The 15,387-nt window shown below is 46.1% G+C and carries 19 protein-coding genes; 18 read left to right on the top strand and 1 reads right to left on the bottom strand.

All coding sequences use genetic code 11. The features are described 5' to 3' along the window. Window positions 1–44: 44 nt before the first annotated feature. The gene (locus tag DW183_RS02465; RefSeq protein ID WP_118280475.1) at window positions 45–1,487 is read left to right on the top strand and encodes a flagellin N-terminal helical domain-containing protein; all 1,443 of its coding nucleotides are present in this window, start codon (window positions 45–47) and stop codon (window positions 1,485–1,487) included. A gap of 11 nt (window positions 1,488–1,498) precedes the next feature. Next, window positions 1,499–1,984 carry a flagellar export chaperone FliS gene (locus tag DW183_RS02460; RefSeq protein ID WP_118280474.1) on the top strand — a complete coding sequence of 162 codons (486 nt, stop codon included), beginning with the start codon at window positions 1,499–1,501 and terminating at the stop codon, window positions 1,982–1,984. 68 nt (window positions 1,985–2,052) lie between these two features. Here DW183_RS02460 and DW183_RS02455 read toward each other — a convergent pair whose 3' ends face one another. Beyond that, complete coding sequence (locus DW183_RS02455) at window positions 2,053–2,265, bottom strand: DUF2508 family protein (RefSeq protein ID WP_118280473.1); 213 nt, start codon at window positions 2,263–2,265, stop codon at window positions 2,053–2,055. Between the two features lie 53 nt (window positions 2,266–2,318). Here DW183_RS02455 and DW183_RS02450 point away from each other — a divergent pair, with 53 nt between their 5' ends. From DW183_RS02450 to DW183_RS02375, 16 genes are all read left to right on the top strand, one after another. Further along, window positions 2,319–2,567, top strand: a complete 249-nt coding sequence (locus DW183_RS02450) for a hypothetical protein (protein WP_118280472.1) — start codon at window positions 2,319–2,321, stop codon at window positions 2,565–2,567. A gap of 33 nt (window positions 2,568–2,600) precedes the next feature. Then, window positions 2,601–3,107, top strand: a complete 507-nt coding sequence (locus tag DW183_RS02445; protein WP_118280471.1) for an A24 family peptidase — start codon at window positions 2,601–2,603, stop codon at window positions 3,105–3,107. Continuing rightward, window positions 3,104–4,123 carry a hypothetical protein gene (locus DW183_RS02440; RefSeq protein WP_118280470.1) on the top strand — a complete coding sequence of 340 codons (1,020 nt, stop codon included), beginning with the start codon at window positions 3,104–3,106 and terminating at the stop codon, window positions 4,121–4,123. Before DW183_RS02445 ends, DW183_RS02440 begins: the two co-directional genes overlap by 4 nt. Continuing rightward, the gene (locus DW183_RS02435; RefSeq protein ID WP_118280469.1) at window positions 4,110–5,342 is read left to right on the top strand and encodes a CpaF family protein; all 1,233 of its coding nucleotides are present in this window, start codon (window positions 4,110–4,112) and stop codon (window positions 5,340–5,342) included. Before DW183_RS02440 ends, DW183_RS02435 begins: the two co-directional genes overlap by 14 nt. Further along, window positions 5,330–6,028: a type II secretion system F family protein gene (locus DW183_RS02430; protein WP_158573000.1), complete on the top strand. Its 699-nt coding sequence runs from the start codon at window positions 5,330–5,332 to the stop codon at window positions 6,026–6,028. The genes DW183_RS02435 and DW183_RS02430 overlap by 13 nt, the downstream gene beginning before the upstream one ends. A 21-nt stretch (window positions 6,029–6,049) precedes the next feature. After that, window positions 6,050–7,333 carry a hypothetical protein gene (locus tag DW183_RS02425; RefSeq protein ID WP_118280467.1) on the top strand — a complete coding sequence of 428 codons (1,284 nt, stop codon included), beginning with the start codon at window positions 6,050–6,052 and terminating at the stop codon, window positions 7,331–7,333. Window positions 7,334–7,350: 17 nt separating this feature from the next. Next, window positions 7,351–7,515, top strand: a complete 165-nt coding sequence (locus DW183_RS02420; protein WP_118280466.1) for a Flp1 family type IVb pilin — start codon at window positions 7,351–7,353, stop codon at window positions 7,513–7,515. Beyond that, window positions 7,516–9,003 (top strand): DUF5702 domain-containing protein, encoded by a 1,488-nt coding sequence (locus DW183_RS02415; RefSeq protein WP_118280465.1) that lies wholly within the window; start codon window positions 7,516–7,518, stop codon window positions 9,001–9,003. Window positions 9,004–9,106: 103 nt separating this feature from the next. Continuing rightward, entirely contained in the window at window positions 9,107–9,925 is an 819-nt protein-coding gene (locus DW183_RS02410) for a TadE/TadG family type IV pilus assembly protein (RefSeq protein ID WP_147403361.1), read from the top strand. A gap of 15 nt (window positions 9,926–9,940) precedes the next feature. Then, window positions 9,941–10,375, top strand: a complete 435-nt coding sequence (locus tag DW183_RS02405) for a prepilin peptidase (RefSeq protein WP_118280463.1) — start codon at window positions 9,941–9,943, stop codon at window positions 10,373–10,375. 16 nt (window positions 10,376–10,391) lie between these two features. Next, window positions 10,392–10,619, top strand: a complete 228-nt coding sequence (locus tag DW183_RS02400) for a hypothetical protein (protein ID WP_147403360.1) — start codon at window positions 10,392–10,394, stop codon at window positions 10,617–10,619. A 13-nt stretch (window positions 10,620–10,632) separates the two neighbouring features. Continuing rightward, window positions 10,633–11,775 (top strand): DUF6382 domain-containing protein, encoded by a 1,143-nt coding sequence (locus DW183_RS02395; RefSeq protein WP_118280461.1) that lies wholly within the window; start codon window positions 10,633–10,635, stop codon window positions 11,773–11,775. A gap of 80 nt (window positions 11,776–11,855) precedes the next feature. Beyond that, entirely contained in the window at window positions 11,856–12,857 is a 1,002-nt protein-coding gene (locus tag DW183_RS02390) for an SCP2 sterol-binding domain-containing protein (protein WP_118280460.1), read from the top strand. A gap of 24 nt (window positions 12,858–12,881) precedes the next feature. Further along, entirely contained in the window at window positions 12,882–13,295 is a 414-nt protein-coding gene (locus DW183_RS02385) for an HIT family protein (RefSeq protein WP_118280459.1), read from the top strand. Between the two features lie 25 nt (window positions 13,296–13,320). Further along, window positions 13,321–14,031 carry a LytR/AlgR family response regulator transcription factor gene (locus tag DW183_RS02380; protein ID WP_118280458.1) on the top strand — a complete coding sequence of 237 codons (711 nt, stop codon included), beginning with the start codon at window positions 13,321–13,323 and terminating at the stop codon, window positions 14,029–14,031. Beyond that, on the top strand, window positions 14,028–15,368 hold the full coding sequence (locus DW183_RS02375) for an ATP-binding protein (RefSeq protein ID WP_118280457.1): 1,341 nt from the start codon (window positions 14,028–14,030) through the stop codon (window positions 15,366–15,368). Before DW183_RS02380 ends, DW183_RS02375 begins: the two co-directional genes overlap by 4 nt. The last annotated feature ends 19 nt before the right edge of the window (window positions 15,369–15,387 follow it).

Below are 15,387 nucleotides of genomic sequence, written 5' to 3'. Positions count from 1 at the left end.
ACAGATGAAAACGAACTGGCAAAGGATAAAGCGAGGTATCAGATATGAAGATCAATAATAATATTTCAGCAGTGATCACAAATAAGCAGTTACTCGGAACGGAGAACAATCTGAGTTCATCTATGGAGAAACTTTCTTCCGGCTTAAAGTTGAATCATGCATCAGATAATCCGTCCGGGATGGCAATCTCCAATAAGATGAAAGCCCAGATCCGCGGATTGGATCAGGCATCACAAAACGCTTCTGACGGTACGTCCGTCATTCAGATCGTGGATGGCGCACTTGGCGAAGTGACCGATATGTTACAGCGTATGCGTGAATTGGCGGTACAGGCTGCCAACGGAACCAACTCACAGAAAGAAAAGGAAGCCTGTCAGTTGGAAATCGCATCTTTGCGTGATGAGGTCGACCGAATCTCCGAGACGACAGAATTTAACACCAAGAGCCTTTTGGATGGCTCTTTGGATGCGCGAGTGTATGCGGACAAAGAAAACCGTGATAATATTTCAAGAATTTATGTCTCTGACAGTGTGGCAGAGGGCACCTATAGTCTGACTGTAGATAAGGCAGCGACCAATGCGACCTATGACACAGGAATCCAGGTAGATGATCTGGTTGGCAAGAACGGACAACTTTCTATCAATGGCTATACCGTCAAGATCACAGATCAGATGACAAAAGAAGAAATCTACACAGCCCTGCGTGATGGGGCAGAGATCGGAGAGTGCACGATCAGCCGGATCGATAAGCCATTGTCCTTTACTTCGACAGCCTATGGATCACATGCATCGGTTTCTTTGATACAGCAGTCAAAAGATGGAGATATCTTTGGCGCAGGCATCCCAAATACGCAGACGAATCCGGATGCAAAAGCCGTTGTGGCCACCGGCGATAATGCAGAAGTGACTTTGGATTCAGCAAACAGTGCTTTTGATCCGAGAGCGACCGTTTCCTATGATGGCAATAAGATCACGATCACCAACACAGATGGATTTAATATGAGTTTCCTTTTGGAAGCAGGCTTTGAGGCAGGCGCGACAACAGCAGCCGGAACGACCACTACGGGTGTCATCAATCTGGAAGTGACAGATATCGGCATCATGGATCTGCAGATCGGTGCCAATGAAGGTCAGACCATGCAGGTGCGCATTCCGTCCACCAATGTGGACAGCCTCTATATTGACGATATTGATGTGACGACGGTAAATGGACCGTCAAAAGCCATGGATCGTCTGGATAGTGCCATTTCAACGATCAGCCAGATCCGTTCCCAGATCGGTGCTTATGAGAACCGCCTGGACTATACGGTTGGCAGTTTGGATGAAACGCAGGAAAATATGGAATCTGCCCTGTCCCGTATCGAAGATGTAGATATGGCAGAGGAAATGACAGAGTACACCAAGTACAATGTCTTGCAGCAGGCAGGCACCAGCGTTTTGGCACAGGCAAATGAACTGCCAACACAGGCACTTCAGTTATTGCAGTAAGGATATAAGGTATGACAGCAGAAACAATCGCGACATTTACCAGAAAAATCGTGGCGAGCAATCGTTCAGAATTGATATGTGTATTATATGAGATCTATTTTTCCTATGAACAAGAGGCAATCGAGGCTCTGACAGGGGAAGAAAAAGAGGCAGGAGATACTTATACCAAGGCTTTGCGCCAATGCGGACAGGTGGTCAGACACTTAAAGGATGCCTTAGATTTTTCTTATAAGATTTCCTATTCCCTGTATGCACTTTATGATTTCGTGGAGAGACAGTTGGCGAAAGCCATGTATGAGCAGAAGGTCGAAAGGATCCAAAGTGCAGGGAAGATCATGCGAGATCTGGAAGAATCCTTTGTCCAGGTGGCAAAACAGGATGCCAGCGGACCTATGATGGGAAATGCTCAGCAGGTGACGGCAGGACTTACCTATGGTAAGGGACAGTTGAATGAGTCCATGGGGGCTATGGAAGGCAACCGCGGTTTTTTCGCATAAAAGATAGGAAAAGAGCCTAAGTGATCGTTGGGTCACCTAGGCTCTTTTTGGGTGTGCTATGCAAAGATTTAGAGATTTAACTGTTTTACCTTAGTCAAGAGAAATTTATGCCGCATCTGTACGGCTTTTACCTGATAAATATAGTAATCGATCAGATCGGGATCTGTCATGTACTCTAAATTGGAGTATGCATTGGCAAGGTCGTGCTGTGTCTGAGTCAGATCATCGAGAAGAAGGCGGACCTGCGGGTCTGTCTTTTTTGTATGGGTAAGTAATCGCATAAAATAACCTCACTTTCTATCCCTTTACTCTTTATTACAAAGTATGAGTCAGAATGTTAAATTTATACATACATGAGAAAATTCGTTATTTTTGGGATTTGCCCAAAATGCAAAAAGTAAGGGTATCTGCCTATGCAAAATCAGATGCGTGGCTAAACTATACAAAAAATGCCCGCCACACCTGTAGAAAAACAGGGGCTTTTTGGAGCATATGCTTAAAGACAGGTGAAAAAGTTTGTAAGAATTCGACAAATATCAAACAAATCGCAGAGATCATGGACAGAAGGGGATTTATCGTGTAATAATTGTGGGCAAGGAAGGGGAGGTGAGCCAAAATTATTGCATGGGGAGTAGCCATAGTATTTTCATGCGCGGCGGTCTGCACAGATCTTAAGACCACGCGTGTACCCAATGGGTTGATTGTACTTGGTATTTTAGCGGGCGTCATGCTTTCGCTTATGGGGATAAGATCTGGGGGAGTAGTTCTATTTCTGATACGCTTGATCTGGCCGGTGGCACTTTTGTATCCGATCTATCTGATCCGGGGACTGGGTGCCGGGGATATCAAATGCTTTGCGGCATTATCGGTTATACTCGGAAGTCGTCTTGCGCTATCAGTCATCATCTATTCTTTGATCATCGGTGCCGTCATAGGGCTTTGCCGATGGATTCTGAGAGGACAACTGAAAGGCCGTATGTATGGAATGTACGCCGGCTTATGCCAAGTCCTGCTCTACAAGCAAAATTCCGCTTATTTCACAGAAAGAGGAGAAAAACTGCATTTTACCATCTGCATTTTTTTCGCATTGGTAGGATGTCTATTGAGGGAGGGGTTAAAGTGACAAAACAAAGTATCGTTGTATGTGACAGCGATGAAGCATATGTGCGTGCCTTTGCGGCATACCTGATGGAATGTCTTTCGGATGTGACGATCGTCTCGTTTACATCGGAGGAAGCGTTCCTGGCAAGCGAGGCAGTGTATTCTATAGGCATTTTGAGCAAGGATTTCCTAAGTGTCTTAGAGTTTTCCGGCAAAGAAATGGTGCATGAAAAGTTTTATCTGTGTGACGAGATCATTGCAAGCGAATATGAGCATCTGCCTATGGTCTATAAATATCAATCTATGGAGATCGTGGAAGAAATGTTAAAGCGCCTGCAACAGAAAGAGACAAGCAGTTGGTGGCACCGCGCCGGAAAGGAAAAGACACAGTTTATCGGGATCTATTCACCAATCTCACACGAACTGCAATTACCGTTTGCTTTATCCTTAGCACAGGTCTATCGGGAGAGTGGCAAGGTCTTATTTTTAGACATGGAGGAACTTAGCATTTTACAGATGCTGACAAAGCAACAGGGAAACCGGAGTTTTGTCGATCTGCTTTATCTGATGACCCGACAGGAGGCGGGCGGCGAGGACATTAGAGCCTATACCAACTGTTTTATGGGGGTGGATTATGTCAGTCCGTTTGCAGGACCGGAGGAAATGGCGGATGTGGAAAAGGAAACCTGGGTGGCGTTTTTTCAGCAGTTGATGGCAAGTGATTATGATACGGTGGTGCTGTTGTTTGGCAGGACTATCCGAGGCTTTCAGGAAATCATATCGGGCTGTCAGGAACTGATCGTTCTGGGAAAACCCGGAGACTACTACCGGATGAGTCAGGGAAAATTTGTAGAATACGCCGAGAACCATTACACGGGAGTGCAGGTACATGAGGTCCTGCTTCCTATGTCCGCAGGTAATCTGGTAGATGGTACCTATGCGGTGGAAGAACTCATCCAGGGCAATCTTGGCATGTTTGTACGTCGGATGATTCGCCAGGGTGTCATGGCACAGGGACTGGCTTATGGCATCGGTTGAAAAACGCATACAGGAGGAGATCTTACGGGATCTGGATATGACGCGGGAGATTTCAGATGAGGAACTCTTAGGCATCATTCGGCAGAAAATCTGTGATGTTGGAAAGGGGGAATATCTATCCATAGCCTATCGCATGGAATTGGAACACCGGATCTTTTACGGCCTGCGTCGTCTGGATGTTCTGGAAGACCTGTTGGCAGATGATACGATCACGGAGATCATGGTAAACGGGCCGGATCAGATCTTTATTGAAAGAAATGGCTGCCTGGAGGAGACCAAGTATCATTTTTCTTCCAACGAGAAGTTGGATGATGTGATCCAGCGGATCGCGTCTGCCAACAATAAAATGGCGAATACATCACATCCGATCGTAGATACCAGACTGGCAGACGGATCGCGCGTGAATATGGTCCTGGCACCGATCGCGGTCGATCATAGTGTCCTTTCCATCCGAAAATTCCCAAAAGAGCAGATCACGATGGAAAAGTTGATCGCCTGGCAGGCTTTATCACAGGAAGCAGCAGACTTTATCTGTCAACTGGTGCAGAGCGGATACAACATTTTTGTATCGGGAGGAACAGGCTCGGGCAAGACAACCTTTTTAAATGCCATGTCCGAATTTATCCCAAAGGATCAGCGCGTTATCACCATAGAGGATTCGGCAGAATTGCAAATGTCGTCGGTTCCCAATCTGGTTCGTCTGGAGGCGAGAGATGCCACCATGGAAGGAAAACTACAGGTTTCTATCCGCGACCTGGTCAGGACTTCGCTTCGTATGCGCCCGGATCGCATTGTTGTGGGGGAGTGCCGCGGTGTGGAAGCCATCGAAATGTTGCAGGCATTTAATACCGGGCATGACGGAAGTTTTTCGACCGGGCATGCAAATTCGGCAAAGGATATGTTGAGCCGATTGGAAACTATGGCACTGGGGGCAGGCGAGATACCGCTGGTGGCATTGCGTTCGCAGATCGCTTCGGGGGTGGATCTGATCATTCATTTGGAGCGTATGCGTGATGGCAGCCGCAAGGTGCGGGAGATCGTCGAGGTGCTGGGAGTCGAGCAGGGGGAAATACAGTTACAGCCGATTTTCTCTTTTGAGGAAAAGGGGAGTGGAGAGAAGGTGAAGGGCGCATGGATACTCAAAAACAAAATGCAAAGAGATCAAAAGTACAGACGATCTGTAGGACAGGTGAAAGAAAAAAGCCCTTGGTGGAAGTGAGTATCGCTGTTCTTCTGACCCTGCTTGTGGCGTGGATCTTCTACAATGCATGGTACGGCTTACTCTGGTTTCCGGTGGTATATCTTTTGTCCAGCCGTATTTATCGGGAGGAAAAACAGGCGAAAGAAGGGCAAAGGAAGAACCGGGCTTTTAAGGAGTTATTGGAATTGCTTTCCGGTTTTTTACAGGCAGGCATGTCACTGGAAAACAGTTTTTTGCAGGCAGAAGGGCAACTTGCCATGTTAGGGGAAGATGGCAAGGACATGATCTATGCCCTACACCAGATGAATCAGAAAGTAAAGGTCAATATTGCAGTAGAGCAGGCATACATGGAGCTGGCAGAACAGATGGACCTGGAGGAGGCTTGTGCTTTTGGCGAGATCCTCTTATTTGCCAAGAGATTGGGAGGAAACTATGGGAAAAATATTCAGAGGACCGCCACAAAGTTAGGGGAGAAGATGAGTTTACAGGAGGAGATAACGACGATGATGGCGCAGAAGAAGTTGGAGATGAAGGTTATGCTTGTGATCCCACTTGCTATCATTGCCTATGTACGCCTGACATCTGCAGACCTGCTTGCCGTTTTGTATGGCAATCTGGCAGGAGGCCTGATCATGAGTGTCTGTCTGGTGGTCTATGTCCTGATGGCATTGTGGAGTCGGCGTATTATGGATATTGTGATCTGAAATGATGGGGAGTATGTGGTTATGGTGCAGACAGTGATCGTAAGTCTGATCTGTCTTTTGACGTTTCTCTTATGGAAAAGAAAAAAGAGAAAGGAGAAGTATGAAAAATATAAGCGTGCAGTGCTTCTTTTAGGGATCATGGAACTGATGGGGCTCATGCTCAGTCTGCAGCAGTGGTATGAGGCAGGATGGGGATTTAGCGGAAGGCTCAAGCGAGAGGATATGGGACAAGGATCTTATAGAGAAGAACTGGAACTTTCATCTTCTGTTTACAGCGGTAGTCTTGAGGTTGAGGTAGAAGATAAATGGCCGGATCAAAAAGAAGCAGAAAAGAAGATCAAGGATGCCATAGCAGAGATCGATGCGACTTTTTTGGCAGAAAACGAATCGCTGGATCAGATCTATAGGGATGTGCAGATATCGGAGGTTTATCAGGATGGTCAGGTCGAGGCGGATTGGAGTTTTGATGACTACACCTATGTGTCGGCGGATGGCAAATTAAAGACCGAGGAGTTGGAGGAAGATACTTTGGTGGGGGCAAGTGTTCTTTTGTCCTGTGGTCCTTATCAGGAGATCTATGATTTTTCCTTTTGCCTGTGTCCGAGTCCTGCGGACAGCAAAGAGGGGCTTTTGCGCCAGATCCAAAAGAGCATCCGAGACCAGACCCGAGAGAGCGGGGACATAGTCCTGCCGGAGGAGGTGGCAGGTATTGCCCTGCACTGGAAAAAGGCAGGAAATGGGGATGGAGCCCTATTGTCCGTATTAGGATTGCTTGTATGTTTTCTTTTGCCCTATGGAGACAGGAAAGAAAGGGAAAGGCAGAGGGCAAAGATACGGCGGGAGCGAAAGAAAGATTATCCCTTGGTCGTGGATGAACTGGCATTATTTTTATCTGCCGGTATCACCTTGCCGGAAGCCGCCCGTAAGATGACGGAGGCTTATGAAAAAAGAAAGAAGCGGACAGGGAAAGTCCAGGCAGGATTTGAGTTATGGAAATTTTTTTCTTATGAAATGCGTGAGGGCGTGCAGGAAGGAGAGGCGATCGCGCATATGGGGATGCGGAGTGAGTTGAAAGAGTACAAGAAACTGGCACTTTTGCTGGAACAGAATAGGCGGCAGGGCAGTGAAAAACTTGTGCAGCAGTTGGAAGAAGAAAATCTGCTGGCATATGAGATGCGCAAGAATCAGGCAAGAAAGGCGGGAGAAGAAGCATCCGTCAAGTTGCTTTTTCCTATGCTGGGGATGCTGGGGATCGTCATTATGATCCTTCTATTGCCAGCCATGATGACAATGGGAAGTTTGTAGAAAGAGGAGAAAAGTATATGAGGATAAAAGATTTTTTGATGGAAGAAGATGGCGTGGGTGTGGTAGAAGTGATCCTGATCCTGGTGGTTCTGATCGGGCTGGTGCTGATCTTTAAGAAACAGATCACGGAACTGGTAAACAGTATCTTTAAGACCATCAACAAGGAAGCAGGAAAAGTATAAATGAGACAGGGGAGTCTTACCATATTTTTCAGTATGATCCTTTTGAGTTTATTTAGCCTGTTTTTTTCTATGGTCGAGACCTTGCGTATCTATGAAATGCGTCTGGAAAGCAGGAGTGTGACAAAAATCGCCATAGCAAATGCTTTTTCGGAATATCAGCCCTATCTATGGAAAACATACGGGATCCTGGCATTGGACGTCGGCTATGGAACAGAGGATTTTGATCTGGCACATATCGAAAAGCGTTTGTCGGATTTTGCATGGGAAAATTGCTTGGGATCAGAAAAGGAACATGGACTGGAACTGTTTTCGATCGAGCCGGAGCAGGCAGAGGTCACAGCCTATGGACTGCTGACAGATGATGAGGGAGCAGCCTTGATCTGTCAGGGGGCAGAAGTAGCGCGACAACAGATCCTACAGGGCATTTGGGAGACATGGGATTCCAAGTATGGGCAAGTGGCGGATGACAGAGAAGTCCCGGATGTTGGGCAGATTGTTGCGCAGGCGAAAAAGGGGATAGAGGTAGCCAAAGAGCAAAAGACAGAAGAAGGCTCTGCTGGGAATGAACAGGTGGCAGAAGATCAAATGAGTTCCACCCCGGTAGAAAAAGTCCGGGAAAATCCGCTGGAATTGTTTTCACAGATCAAAGAGCAGGGATTGTTGGGATTGGTGCTTAAGGATCAGGCGGTTTCGGAGAAGACGCTAGCGATAGCGATAGGGCTGGAAGAACGCTTGCTGTGTCAGGGAAGCGGGGAAAAGAGGAGAGAAGTCTCCGGGTACGACCGGATATGCTTTGACTGGTATGTCTTGCAGGAGTTTTCACACTTTGACCGGGAGGTGTCTGCGGATCGTGCGCTTTCTTATGAAGTGGAGTATTTGATCGCAGGAAAGGCAAGTGATCGAGAAAATTTAGAAGCAGTCGTATTACGCTTGCTTGCCATGCGGGAAGTACAAAATGCTGAGGTCATACTGACGGATCCTACTATGATGGGACAGGCATATGAGATCGCACTTGCATTGGCAGGGGCTAGCGTCAATCCTGCGCTGGTGCAGGTAGTGCAGGTTGCTGTTGTGGCAGTGTGGGCATTGGTTGAGAGTATATTGGACTTGCGTGCCCTACTGGATGGAAAGAAGATCCCAATGCTTAAGACCAGAGCACAGTGGAAAAGCCAGTTGGGGGCTTTGCAGACGGCATTGGATGGAGGGGAAGATACGTCGGTGCAAAAGGGGATTGGTTATCAGGAGTATTTATTTGCCCTGCTTGCCCTTTTGCCGCAGAAGAAATTGGCGTATGGCTGTATGGATCTGATGGAAGCCTCCATGCAGCAGCAGGAGGATTATGCCTATGTCAAAATGGATCATATGGTCTATACCATGGATATTTCCTGCTCTTTTACAGGTCAGGGTCTCTTTGATGCCTTCCTGCCCATGCAGCCCCTCTGGGTAGATCTATACAGATCCGAATGTCAGGAAACTTTATATTACTAAACAGGAAAGGAGGTGTAAAAGGGTGTCTCTTTCTCAAATGTGTTTCCGTGTTGCGGCGGAAGCAATCCAGAGTAACGAACCTTTTATTCAAAATCAATCTAGTATGAAATCTCTTCAAAATAGCAGAAAAAAGTTATTCTTTTCTTCAGACCTTAATCCAAATAAAGAGACACCCTTTTGCATCTCCTATCAAGGAAGTTACACGATCGAGGCGGCGCTGATCCTGCCACTTATGATCAGTGCATGTATTTTCATTCTGTTTTTTCTTCGCATTGCCATGGTACAGATCGGTGTGAACCGCAGTATGGAAGAAGTCGCCGGGAAGACAGCAATCTGCGGAGAGCAGGATGCGGTCGGGTTGTCGGGACTGGTGCTGGCGTGCAATGCCAGAATGATAATGATCGGTACACCGACATCTTATATCCGAGGGGGAATTTTAGGGATCTCTTATGATAAGTCGTCCGTAGAAGATAACTATATCACACTGGTGGCAGAGTATGGGATCACCTTTCCTATACGGATCTTTGGGACTTACCACTGGAACATGGAGTCTAAGACAAGTTGGCGAAAGTGGATCGGTTGGGACCCGGAGGAAGATGGGGAGGGTCATGGCTATGTCTATGTAACAAAAGAAGGCAGTGTTTATCACGAGCGGTATGACTGCACCTACCTGCATCCATCGATTCATGCGGTGGCTGTCAAAGAACTGGATGCATACAGAAATACAAGTGGTAATCGTTATAAGATATGCCGCAGTTGCAAGAGTGGAAAAAAGAAAGAGGGAACTGTGTATATTACCGACTATGGGGACAGTTATCACAGCAAATTGTCTTGTGGTGGATTGAAACGGACAATTTATCGTAAGCGTAAGGAAGATGTTCTCATGCTGGCAGGATGTAGTAAATGCAGTATGGGAAAGTAGCAAAGGGGGAGAAGTATGAAAGTTATGGGATTGGTAGGGATGCTTAGTATCTGTAGTGTGGAGGATCTGTGGAAACGGCAGATCCATCTGGTTGTGATCAGTGCATTTGGGATCTTAGGTGTTTTGCTGCATTTTTATGATGGCAAGCAGACCGCGCTGGATATGTGCGGCGGTATGCTGGTTGGCATTGTGCTGTATCTGCTCAGTATTTTTTCACACGGAAAAGTAGGGAAAGGGGATGCCTTTCTGGTGACATCCATGGGCGTCTATCTGGGATTTTGGGACAATATGACGGTGCTTTGGATGGCATCTATCATGGCGGCGATCTTTGGCGTCGTGGTCTGTATCTTTTTTGGAAAGAAGAAGGATGAGAGCCTGCCTTTTGTGCCATTTTTACTGGTCGCATATCTCTTGTTTTTGATTCTGGGCGCGACAGCGGCAAATATTTGAAAGCGGGGAGCAAGGAATGGTAAGTGAAAGGGTGAAACGCCCCAGAATGTGGCTGGCGGCATCTTATACGGTGGAAGCCTCCTGGGTAATGGCAATCTGTCTGGGCATCGTCTGTATGCTGATCCTTTTGGGATACGAGGTTTATCATGAGGCACTGGTATTTGCCAGAGATACAGTGTGTGAAATGGATGTGGTCACATCTTTTCGGAAAGCAAAATTGCTGATGCAAAGCGTTGGCAGGTAGGGGAGGATGAGAAATGGAGATTAGTTATAAAAGAACACATAAAGAAAGTTATATGATCATTTCAACAGAGGAGTATGTATCGGATTATGAAGAACAGATGTTAAAGGAAAATGAGATCCGGTCGCTCTTGTCTTTTTATACCATGGAAATGAACGGCAGAATACAATTCTGGTACGACATTTCCGGCAAACAATCGCTAAAAGACTATCTGCAACAAAAAGAAGTGACTTTTGAGAGTATGGAGGAGGTCTTTTTGTATCTGGCGATGGCGTATGAGGAGATCCATAAATATCTTTTGCACGAGGACAAGGTGTATCTGTGCCCGGAGACTGTCTATGTGGCAAGACAGGGACAGTTTCGGGTTTTTCTCTGTTATTGTCCTTTTGAAAACTTTGATGAAAATCCGTTTGCTGCCTTGATGGAATATGTCCTGACGATCGTGGATCATGGGAAAGATGATCTGATGCGCACCTGTTATGAAATTTATGATATGACTTTACAGGATGGAACGACCTTATATGACCTTTTGCATTATCTGCAAGAACAAATGGAGGGCATGCGCTATATAGAGGAAAAATCAACGCTTGCTTACGAGGAGTCGGAAATTCCCTCGTACAATGAAGATGTGCCTCCTATGGTAGAAGAAAAGGAGAGTATGGTGCTGGAGGAATCTGTCTATTACGAAAGCAGTTACGAGAAAATTCTGGAGACTATCCGGGCAAAGGGGCAACACATCAAGGAATTGATCCTGTCCTGGTTTGCACAGAATCGGGAAGTACACGGTGGAAAGAAGGATGTTCTCATAGAACCGGAGCCGATCCCGGTGGAACGAACGGTTCTTCTGCATGAAAAAGCGGCATCCTGTCAGGGACAATTATTGTATCAGGGAAATGGCGGAGAAGAAGATTTTTTCATCAGGGAAAAGACCTTTCGCATTGGTACGGATGCATCCGGCAATGAGGCGCAGTTGCACTCATCGGCGGTCAGCCATCAGCATGCCCGGATCATACGCCAGGAGAGAGAGTTTTACATTGAGGATCTGAATTCGACCAATGGCACATTTGTCAATGGTGTCATGCTGGCTTATACCCAAAAGAAAAAACTGGAGCCTATGGATCGTGTTACCTTCGCGGATGTGGAGTATTTGTTTGTTTAAAGATTGCGTTTGACTAAGAAAAAGAGGTTATTTATAATAAAAAAGTAATTGATGAGCGATAAGTAAGAGCAGAGGTTTTTATGAAGGTCAATATTTATTATGGTGGACGAGGCGTATTGGACGATCCGACGCTTTACGTTATTCAAAAAATGGAAAGCGTACTGATAGAACTTCGGGTAGAGGTACATCGGTATAACATATATGAGCAGAAAAACGCCATTTCCATGTTGCCACAGACCTTAAAGGATGTGGATGGCATTATTCTGGCGACGACCGTGGAGTGGCTGGGGATCGGCGGATATATGAACCAATTTCTGGATGCCTGCTGGCTCTATGGCGATAAGGAGAGTATTTCTTCTATTTACATGCAGCCGGTTGTGATGTCTACGACCTATGGAGAGCGTGAAGGTGCTTTGACCTTGGAAAATGCATGGGAGATCCTGGGTGGTCTGCCTTGTGCCGGATTGTGTGGTTATGTTGAGGATATCGTGAGTTTTCAGGTCAATCAGGAATATGCCCACATCATTGAGAAGAAGGCAGAAAACCTTTATCGCACGATCTCGCAGAAGTCCAAAGGGCTTCCGACCAGTAATCAGGCAGTCACAAGAAGTATTCTTCGTACCCAGCAATTAGAACTGACCCCGCAGGAGAGCGAGCAGTTATCACAATATGTGTCAGATGACAATTATGTCAAGAAGCAGAAGCAGGATATTGAGGAGTTATCCAGCATGTTCCGTGGTATGATGGGCAAGGAGGCGCAGGAGTCAGCAACCGAGTATATCATGGAATTTCAGTCACATTTTGCACCGCAGCCGGATTTCTCGGCACGCTACCTCTTTATGATCGGCGGTAAGAAAAAGCCTTTGTTTGTCGGTGTGGATGGCGATGAGATCGTCTGCCATTACGGACAGGAAGAGGAGATTGATGTGTACTTAAAAGTGCCGCAGGAGATCATGGATCAACTGGTGCGTGGGCAGATGACATTCCAGAGAGCCTTTAGTGTGGGAGATCTGACGACCAAGGGTAACTTCAAGACACTTCGTATGTTAGATGATATTTTTACTTTTACACAGGACAAGTAAGTAGTAGATAAAGGAGATGCGAAAATGAGAGACGACAACTGTATTTTTTGTAAGATTTTAAATGGAGACATTCCATCCAGAGTAGTTTTTGAGGATGCGGATTTTCAGGTTATCATGGATGCGGAGCCTGCAACCAAGGGACATTGCCTGATCCTGCCAAAAGATCATTATGCCAATGTATTTGAAATGCCGGATGAGGTGGCGGCTAAGGTGCTTCCGACCGCAAAAAAAGTGGCAGCGCATTTAAAAAAGACTCTGCACTGCGATGGCATTAATCTTGTGCAGAACAATGGGGAAGCCGCAGGACAGACAGTGCATCACTTTCATATGCATGTGATTCCGCGCTACGAAGGCGGCAATGCAAAGGATGTCACATGGAGCCACAGTGAGTTTAGCGCTGAGGAGTTGGATAAGATTCGCGACCAGATCCGGATGTAGGGTAGTAGGAAAGTAGGAGAAGGCTTTGATAGCAGTAGCGATTGTAGAGGATGAGGAAAGTGCATCCAAACAATTAACAGAATATATCAACCGATATGGCAAAGAGCAGGGAGAACAGTTTCAGGTCTCCCTGTTTTCCAATGTGGGAAGTTTTCTGGAGCCCTACAAAAAAGTAGATATCGTTTTTATGGATATCATTATGCCGGGCTTAAATGGCATGGATGGGGCCAGACAGATGCGGGAGATCGACCCGGAAACGAAAATTGTTTTTGTTACCAATATGGCGCAGTATGCAGTGCAGGGATATGAAGTGGATGCACTTGATTTTGTGGTCAAGCCGGTCAATTATAAGGATTTTTCTTATAAAATGAATCGTGTGGTTAAGGCGGTCAAAAATCATAGGAGAAATCTCTTGTCTATCGAGATTCCCGGAGGAATCCAGCGCGTCTGTGTGCAGGATATTTTGTACGTGGAAGTGGAACAGCATACCGTGATCTATCACACGACGGATGGAGAATACCGCGTGCGCGGGACAATGAAAAATGTAGAACAGAACTTGCAAAAATGGCATTTTTTGCGCTGCAATAATTGTTATCTGATAAATCCTAGACATATGGAGTGGGTCAGGGGCTATGAACTCAAGATCGGAGAGGATGTCCTACAGATATCACACCCGCGGAAAAAGAAGTTTTTAGAAGAACTCGCTGATTATTATAGTATGGGAGAGGCGGAATGATGCTGTGGTATCTGGCATTTTGTTATGCCATTAGTTTTTATATACAACTGTGGATCGCGACGGTTGCCTTTTCTCCCAAGATGGAAAAACGAAGAGGCTTTGCAAAAAGAGCATTTCTTGGCTCTCTTTTCGTGATTCTTTTGGGAAGCCTGACCTATCAGATCCTGTGTTATGGAAAGACGTGGTTTGTGACCAATATGGCCTTTTACTTTTTGATGGCTGCTTATGTAGTCATTGCTGTGCGTATTATATATCAGGTAGACTTTTTGGAAGCGTTTGATGTGACCCTGACCGGTTATATGGTGCAGAATTTGTCATCGCAGATCAGCCAGATATTTATCAGTAATAAAACGATTGCTATGCGAAGCATTTGGAACATGGTAGAGAGGGAAAGTACGCGGTCGATGCTGACTATGGCAACTGCCTTTTTTGGAACCCTGCCCCTGATCTTTGCCGGGTATCTGATCTTATATATTCCCTTTCATCCGAAAAAGGATATGCGGACTTATACCAGAAGAACCAGACAGAAAATGGCAGGCATTTCTTTGATATCCCTGATTGTTGTTGTATTTTTGAGCAGTTACCGCGACAGCCATGCAGGGGAAAGTCTTTCGCTGATGATCGCAAGCCGGCTTTTATCCATCATGTGCTGCCTGCTTCTTTTGATCATGAAGTCCAGTATTCTGGAACTCAATGCAGCGGAACAGGAAAAGGCGCTTTTGCAGCAGTTGCGCGTGGAGGAACGCAAGCAGTATGAGCAGAAAAAAGAGACCGTGGAACTGATCAATGTCAAATGTCACGATATGCGTCACCAGATCGATCTGCTGGAAAAACGGGGCAAAGGCATGGATTCGCAGGAATTGGATAAAATGCGCGAACTGCTCAACATTTATGATTCTTCCGTGCAGACGGGCAATGAAACTCTGGATATCCTATTGACGGAGCGGAGCCTCTATTGTGAGAAATATGGTATCCGATTGTCTTGTATCGTTGATGGGAGCAAGTTGGATTTTATGTCGGTCAGTGACATCTGTTCTTTGTTTGGCAATGCCTTGGAAAATGCCATTCGGGCGGTTGAAATCATAGAAGACCCAGAGGAGCGCATTATCAGTCTCAAGGTACAGGAAAAGAATGGTATGCTTTTGATCCGTGTGGATAATAGTTTTCGGGGCAATCTGGTCTTTGATGGAGATCTTCCACAGACAACAAAGAAAAAAGACGGTTATCATGGCTACGGTCTGAAATCTATACAGATGGTAGCAAAGAAATACGCCGGTGTAATGCGGATACAGACGGACGAGCAGTTTGTTCTGACCGTTATGATACCGATTCCTTAAAAGAATATGACGCAAAATC

Source organism: Roseburia sp. AM16-25 (assembly GCF_003473825.1).
GTDB classification, from domain to species: domain Bacteria; phylum Bacillota; class Clostridia; order Lachnospirales; family Lachnospiraceae; genus Pararoseburia; species Pararoseburia lenta.
The sequence above is the reverse complement of the archived record's forward strand: the minus strand, read 5'-3'. Positions and strand labels throughout refer to the sequence as shown.

Excerpts from the sequence above, each read along its gene's own strand:
- DW183_RS02465 (WP_118280475.1), top strand. The coding sequence starts at position 45 with ATGAAGATCAATAATAATATTTCAGCAGTGATCACAAATAAGCAGTTA.
- DW183_RS02460 (WP_118280474.1), top strand. The coding sequence starts at position 1,499 with ATGACAGCAGAAACAATCGCGACATTTACCAGAAAAATCGTGGCGAGC.
- DW183_RS02455 (WP_118280473.1), bottom strand. The coding sequence starts at position 2,265 with ATGCGATTACTTACCCATACAAAAAAGACAGACCCGCAGGTCCGCCTT.
- DW183_RS02450 (WP_118280472.1), top strand. The coding sequence starts at position 2,319 with ATGTTAAATTTATACATACATGAGAAAATTCGTTATTTTTGGGATTTG.
- DW183_RS02435 (WP_118280469.1), top strand. The coding sequence starts at position 4,110 with ATGGCATCGGTTGAAAAACGCATACAGGAGGAGATCTTACGGGATCTG.
- DW183_RS02425 (WP_118280467.1), top strand. The coding sequence starts at position 6,050 with ATGGTGCAGACAGTGATCGTAAGTCTGATCTGTCTTTTGACGTTTCTC.
- DW183_RS02420 (WP_118280466.1), top strand. The coding sequence starts at position 7,351 with ATGAGGATAAAAGATTTTTTGATGGAAGAAGATGGCGTGGGTGTGGTA.
- DW183_RS02415 (WP_118280465.1), top strand. The coding sequence starts at position 7,516 with ATGAGACAGGGGAGTCTTACCATATTTTTCAGTATGATCCTTTTGAGT.
- DW183_RS02410 (WP_147403361.1), top strand. The coding sequence starts at position 9,107 with ATGAAATCTCTTCAAAATAGCAGAAAAAAGTTATTCTTTTCTTCAGAC.
- DW183_RS02405 (WP_118280463.1), top strand. The coding sequence starts at position 9,941 with ATGAAAGTTATGGGATTGGTAGGGATGCTTAGTATCTGTAGTGTGGAG.
- DW183_RS02400 (WP_147403360.1), top strand. The coding sequence starts at position 10,392 with ATGGTAAGTGAAAGGGTGAAACGCCCCAGAATGTGGCTGGCGGCATCT.
- DW183_RS02395 (WP_118280461.1), top strand. The coding sequence starts at position 10,633 with ATGGAGATTAGTTATAAAAGAACACATAAAGAAAGTTATATGATCATT.
- DW183_RS02390 (WP_118280460.1), top strand. The coding sequence starts at position 11,856 with ATGAAGGTCAATATTTATTATGGTGGACGAGGCGTATTGGACGATCCG.
- DW183_RS02385 (WP_118280459.1), top strand. The coding sequence starts at position 12,882 with ATGAGAGACGACAACTGTATTTTTTGTAAGATTTTAAATGGAGACATT.
- DW183_RS02375 (WP_118280457.1), top strand. The coding sequence starts at position 14,028 with ATGATGCTGTGGTATCTGGCATTTTGTTATGCCATTAGTTTTTATATA.